This is a genomic window from Kitasatospora sp. NPDC058406 (assembly GCF_042722765.1).
Classification (GTDB): Bacteria; Actinomycetota; Actinomycetes; order Streptomycetales; family Streptomycetaceae; genus Kitasatospora.
On record NZ_JBHXKE010000376.1, the window covers coordinates 1 to 6,160 of the forward strand.

The following is a 6,160-nucleotide window of genomic DNA, read 5'->3' on the forward strand; positions in this document are numbered from 1 at the left end:
CCGACGGCCGCATCGTCGACGAACTCCACCAGCCCACCGCCGACACCGTCCTGGACCGCATGCGCCGCTTCGACGCCAAGGGCCGCACCAGCTGAGCCGGATCCCGGCCCACCCGCCCGGCGCCGCTCCGGCCTCCGTCCCCACGACCTTCCAGGACTGACACCACTCCATGTACCGCACCGCACTGCGCACCGTGCTGGCCCACAAGGGCCGACTGCTGATGACGACGCTCGCCGTCCTCCTCGGCACCGCCTTCGTGGCCGGCACCCTGGTCTTCACCGACACGCTCGGCAGCGCGCTCCGCTCCCAGAGCGCCAAGAGCTACACCGACATCACCGTGACCGTCAGCGACCGCTCCGCCGTCAGCAAGGGGTACGACCACGGCGGCGGCGCCGAGGCCGGCCCGGCCCTGTCCGAGGAGACGCGCGGGGCGATCGCCGCGCTGCCCGGCGCCGCCGAGGCCCGCGGCGTGGTCAGCGGCTTCGCCGGCATCGCCGACCGGAAGGGCGCACTGATCGGCAACGGCTTCTCCACCACCGGCACCAACTACGTGCCCGGCGCCGACGGCACCGACCCCCGCTACCCGCTGGTCGACGGACGCGGCCCGCGCGGCGCCCAGGAGATCGCGCTGGACGCCAGGACCGCCGAGAAGGGCGGCTACAAGGTCGGCGACACCGTCCGCGTTGCCGTCAACGGCCCGGTCATGGAGCTCCGGCTCACCGGCACCCTGCACACCAACGACCCGCGCGTCGTCTCCGGCGGATCGCTCGCCGCGTTCGACACCGCCACCGCCCAGCAGCTCTACCTGAGCCCCGGCCGGTTCGCCGAGATCGACGTCAGGGGCAGGCCCGGCGCCGACGACACCGCGCTGCTCGCCGCCGTGAAGCAGGCCGTGCCGCAGAGCGACTCCGTCGAGGCCCGGACCGGCCGCGAGCTCGCGGACGAGCAGGACCGGATGATCGCCGAGGGCACCAAGGGCCTCTCCACCGTCCTGCTGGGCTTCGCCGCCATCGCGCTCTTCGTCGGCATCTTCATCATCGCCAACACCTTCACCATGCTGGTCGCCCAGCGCACCAGGGAACTGGCCCTGCTGCGCGCCGTCGGCGCCAGCCGCAAGCAGATCACCCGCTCGGTGCTCGCCGAGGCACTGCTCGTCGGCCTCACCGCCTCGCTCGGCGGGCTGGTCGTCGGCATCGGCATCGCCACCGGACTGCGCGCCCTGCTCAACGGCCCCTTCGAGGCCAACCTGCCGGACGGCCCGCTGGTGATCGGCCCCTCCACGGTGCTCGGCTCCGTCGGCGTCGGCGTCGCGGTGACCTTGCTCGCCGCCTGGCTGCCCGCACGCCGTGCCTCGCGGATCGCCCCGGTCGCCGCGATGAGCTCCGTCGAGCAGCCCGCCACCCAGAAGTCCCTCGTGGTCCGCAACGCGATCGGCCTGCTGTTCGCCCTCGCCGGCGTGGGCGGCCTGCTGGCCGGCGCGGCCGGCAAGGAGGCCAAGCTGGTCGGCCTCGGCGCGGGTGCGCTGATGATCGGCGTCTTCGTCCTCACCCCGCTGCTCTCCCGGCCGCTGATCGCCCTGGTCGCCCCGCTGCTGCGCAGGCTCTACGGCACGCCCGGCAAGCTGGCCCGCGAGAACGCGGTGCGCAACCCGCGCCGCACCGCCGCCACCGCCTCCGCGCTCACCATCGGCGTCACCCTGATCACCGCGCTGACCGTGGTCGGCGCCTCGGTGAACAAGGCCGTCGACGAGGCCACCGCGAACGACCTCAAGGCCGACTACGCCGTCGCCATGTCGAACTTCTCCATGCTCTCCCCCGAGGTCGCCCCCCAGATCGCCAGGATCCCCGGGCTCACCGCGACGAGCGTGATGCGCACCGTTCCCGTCAAGGCCGCCGAGGACGACACCTCGTGGCTCACCTCGGTGGACGCGGCCACCTTCGACCGGCTGGTCGACGTGAAGACCACCGAGGGTTCGGCCGACGCGCTCAAGCAGGGCAAGCTGCTGGCCGGCGCCGACTACGCCGCGCGGAACGGCCTCACCGTCGGCTCGACCCTGACCGGCACCTACCCGGACGGCAGCCCGGCCACCCTGACCGTCGGCGGCCTGATCGGGCACAGCACCGTGGTGTCCGGGCTGATCGCCCCCGAGAGCGTGGTCGGCCCGCACGCCGGCGCCGGCACCGGGCTGGACAAGGTGCTCGTCAAGGGCCCGGACGGCCCGGACGCCGCGCTCAAGCAGGCGCTGCGCGACGCCACCGGCGGCAACCCGCTGATCGCGGTCAAGGGCGACAAGGACATCAAGGCGGAGAACCGCGAGATGGTCTCCGCCGTGCTGAGCATGATGTACGGGCTGCTGGGCATGTCCGTGGTGATCGCGGTCCTGGGCGTGGTGAACACCATGGCGATGTCCGTGTTCGAGCGCCGCCGGGAGATCGGCATGCTGCGGGCGATCGGTCTGGACCGGCGCGGCATCGGCCGGATGGTCCGGCTGGAGTCCCTGATGATCGCCCTGTTCGGCGGCGTGGTCGGTGTGCTGCTCGGCATCGTCACCGCCTGGGCCGGCGTCCGGACCATGAAGGACGTGTTCAGGAACATCACCACGGTGGTGCCGCCGGTGCAGATCCTGGGCTTCCTGGTGGCCGCCGCGGTGATCGGCCTGCTGGCCGCGCTCTGGCCGGCCCGCCGGGCGGCCCGGACGGACATCCTGAGCGCGATCAAGAGCGACTAGCGCCGTCCGGTACCGCACGCACGGCGCCGCCCGCCGGGACTCCTCCCTACGGGCGGCGCCGTCACGAGCGGTCTGTCGTGGCGGGCGGGGTGTTCCCGGCGACTCCGGTGTGCGCCGCGCTGAGCGAACGTTTCCTCAGCAGCCGTTGAGGATCGAGGAGAGCGCGCTCTTCTCGGCGCTGTCCACGCTGAGGCCGTAGTAGTACTTCACCTGCACCCAGGCGCGGGCGTAGGTGCACCGGTAGGAGGTCTGCGGCAGCCAGTGGGCCGGGTCCTGGTCGCCCTTGCTGCGGTTGGAGCTCGCCGAGACCGCGATCAGCTGCGGGCGGGTCAGGTCGTTCGCGAAGCCCTGGCGCTGGCCGGTGGTCCAGGCCCAGGCGCCGGAGCGCCAGGCCTCGGCGAGCGGCACCACGTGGTCGATGTCGAAGGACGAGGCGCTGGTGGTGCTGGCGTTGTCGTAGACCGAGAACCAGGTGCCGCTGACGGAGGCGCACGCGGAGTCGGTGACGACGTTGCTGCCGTCCCGCTTGAGGACCGTCTCACGGGTGTTGCAGGTGCCGGAGACGGTGATCCAGTGCGGGAAGAGCGCCCGGTCGTAGGTGGAGGCGTGGGACTCGGCGGACACCGCGATCGAGGCGAGGTAGCTGCGCGCGGTGGCGGCGGAGACCGGGGTCGGCAGGGCCGCCCGGGCGGTGCCGGCGCCGGTCAGCAGGGTGACGAGGGCGAGCAGCAGGGCGCCGAGGGCGGCGGCCGGGGCGCGGCGGGGCAGGCGGGACGGACGGGGCACGGGTATCGCGGACATGGGGGACTCCTGAGTCGACGAGGGCAGGGGAAAGCCCCCGGGCGGAGCGGCCCGGGCTGCCGACCAGCATGCGGCCCCGGGGGTATACGCGGGTAGAGCCGGGAGGTGAACTTTTGAGCGGGCGTCAGCACCACACCCGTCCCGGCGGGCGCAGGAACGCCGAAGGCCCCGCCCGGCGGGTTGCCGGACGGGGCCTTCGAGGCCACCAGGTGGCCTGAACTCTTCGCTCAAACAGCCGAGTTGGCCGCTCCCGCGTTCGGCGCGGCAGGCTTGGTGCGGCGCCCGCCGAAGACGTTCAGGAAGATCGCCAGAGTCGGGACCAGGTAGGCCGCCCAGACCACGAGCTGGAGGACCGTCGGGTCGGGCTGGAAGTTGAACACGCCCTTGAGGAGCGTGCCGTACCAGCTGTCCTTGGGGATGCCGGAGCTGATGTCGAAGGCGCGGCTGCGCAGGCCGGGGAGCCAGCCGGCCTCCTGGAGGTCGTGCACCCCGTAGGCCAGCACCCCGGCGGCGACCACCACCAGCATCGCGCCGGTCCAGGTGAAGAACCTCGCCAGGTTGATCCTCAACGCGCCCCGGTAGAACAGCCAGCCCAGGACCACCGCGGTCAACAGACCCAGCGCCGCACCGATGATCGGGTTGTAGCCGTCGTCGGTCGCCTGCACGGCCGACCAGATGAACAACGCCGTCTCCAGCCCCTCCCGCCCGACCGCCAGGAACGCGGTGACCACCAGGGCGGCCGTGCCCATCGCGAGCGCCGCGTCCAGCCTGCCGTGCAGCTCCGTCTTCAGGTGCCGGGCGGTGCGGCGCATCCAGAACACCATCCAGGTGACCAGACCCACCGCCACGATCGACAGCGTCCCGCCGAGGGCCTCCTGCGCCTCGAACGTCAGCTGCGTCGAGCCGTACTGGAGCACCGCGCCGAACGCCATGCTGAGGGCGACCGCCGCACCGACGCCCGCCCACACCGGTGGGAGCTTGTCCCTGCGGCCGGTCCTGACGAGGTAGGCGATGAGAATGCACACGACGAGGCTGGCTTCCAGACCCTCGCGCAGGCCGATCAGATAGTTGCCGAACACGGCACCCTCCTCCGGAGGTTGTACAGGGGTGACGGGCGGAACGGTCAGCCGAGGAGGGCCTGGCCCCACCACTCACCGGGCTTGCGCACACCCGCCGGACAGGCGAAGTGCGCCGAACCGACGTGCTGGATGTACTCGTTCAGCGCATCCGACGCGGCGAGGCGCTGCTGCAGCGGGACGAACCCCGTACGGCTGTCCCGCTGGTAGGCCAGGAAGAACAGGCCCGCGTCCAGCCGCCCCAGCCCGTCCGTCCCGTCGGTGAAGGAGAAGCCGCGCCGCAGGATCATGTGGCCGCCGTTCGAGTCCGGGTGCGCCAGGCGCACGTGGGCGTCCCCGGGCATGGCGTCCAGGTCCGGCGCGTCGTGCTCCCGGGCCTTCCCGTACGCGGCGCCCTCGCCCTTGGTGCGGCCGAAGACGTCCTCCTGCTCCTTGAGCGACGTACGGTCCCACGTCTCGATGTGCATCCGGATCCGCCGGGCGACCAGGTAGGAACCGCCGGTCATCCACTCCGGCCCCTCGCCGGGCGCCACCCAGACGTGCTGCGCCAGCGCGGCGGCGTCGGTGCCGGCGATGTTGTGGGTGCCGTCCTTGAAGCCCATCATGTTGCGCGGTGTCTGCGCATCGGGCGTGGTGGAGGAGGTCTTGCCGAAACCCAGCTGCGACCAGCGGATGTTGACCGTCCCCATCCCGATGCGGGCCAGGTTGCGGATCGCGTGCACCGCCACCTGGGGGTCGTCGGCGCAGGCCTGGACACAGAGGTCCCCGCCGCTGCGCTGCGGATCGAGGTTGTCGCCCTTGAACCGGGGCAGGTCGATCAGCGCCTCGGGGCGCCGCGCCTTCAGGCCGAAGCGGTCCACGCCGTCCTTGTCGAACAGGCCCGGACCGAAGCCGACGGTGAGGGTCAGCCGGGAGGCCGGCAGGCCCAGCGCCTCGCCGGTGTCGTCCGGCGGCGCCTGCGGCAGGCCGCTCGCCGCACCGCTGCCCACCTCGCGACCGCCGGTCATCGCCGCGGCGGCCCTGGTCCACTCCTTGAGCATCCGCACCAACGACTCGCGGGTCGCCGACGCGGAGACGTCGAAGGCCGCGAAGTGCAGCCGGTCCTGGACGGGGGTGGCGATCCCGGACTGGTGCTCCCCGAAGAACGCGACGTCCCCGCCCGCGGCGGCCGGCGCCGGGGCGTCCTCCTCCCGGCGGGTCGCGGCGGCCACCGAGCCGACGCCGGCCGCCCCCAGGGCGGCCCCCGCACCGGCCCAGCCGATCACCGCACGGCGGCTGAACCCGCCACCGGCGGCACCACCCGGCTCCCTGGCCCCGGGCTCGCCACCCCTGAGGGACGGCGTCCCGTGGTCCGGCGCCCCGTTCTGCTGCTCCTGCTCGGCGTCCATCGGCGGCGGACCCTTCTCTGTACGGGACTCGCGCCGTGGCGGCCGCGCGGGCCGCCACGGCGGGGGGGCGGGGGTGGTCGCGGTGGGGCGGCCCCGCCCGCCCCGGAAGCGGGGCGGGCGGGCCGCCCGGCCCGGCCCGAATCGGTGACGACCCCGGCGGGCAGCGT

4 protein-coding genes and 1 pseudogene are annotated in these 6,160 nt (G+C 73.3%); 2 read left to right on the top strand and 3 right to left on the bottom strand.

All coding sequences use genetic code 11. From position 1 onward, the window contains the following. Together ACFWOG_RS38835 and ACFWOG_RS38840 are read left to right on the top strand one after the other, a co-directional pair. A pseudogene (locus tag ACFWOG_RS38835) lies at positions 1–95 on the top strand (ABC transporter ATP-binding protein); the annotation flags it as partial. A 74-nt stretch (positions 96–169) separates the two neighbouring features. Next, positions 170–2,728 carry an ABC transporter permease gene (locus ACFWOG_RS38840; protein WP_380364284.1) on the top strand — a complete coding sequence of 853 codons (2,559 nt, stop codon included), beginning with the start codon at positions 170–172 and terminating at the stop codon, positions 2,726–2,728. A 135-nt stretch (positions 2,729–2,863) separates the two neighbouring features. Here ACFWOG_RS38840 and ACFWOG_RS38845 read toward each other — a convergent pair whose 3' ends face one another. From ACFWOG_RS38845 to efeB, 3 genes are all read right to left on the bottom strand, one after another. Next, positions 2,864–3,529, bottom strand: coding sequence for an HNH endonuclease family protein (locus ACFWOG_RS38845; protein ID WP_329948714.1), 666 nt, complete (start codon positions 3,527–3,529; stop codon positions 2,864–2,866). A 227-nt stretch (positions 3,530–3,756) separates the two neighbouring features. Beyond that, the gene (efeU, locus tag ACFWOG_RS38850; RefSeq protein WP_355409240.1) at positions 3,757–4,608 is read right to left on the bottom strand and encodes an iron uptake transporter permease EfeU; all 852 of its coding nucleotides are present in this window, start codon (positions 4,606–4,608) and stop codon (positions 3,757–3,759) included. A 44-nt stretch (positions 4,609–4,652) separates the two neighbouring features. After that, positions 4,653–5,993 (bottom strand): iron uptake transporter deferrochelatase/peroxidase subunit, encoded by a 1,341-nt coding sequence (gene efeB, locus ACFWOG_RS38855; protein ID WP_380364286.1) that lies wholly within the window; start codon positions 5,991–5,993, stop codon positions 4,653–4,655. Positions 5,994–6,160 lie beyond the last annotated feature (167 nt).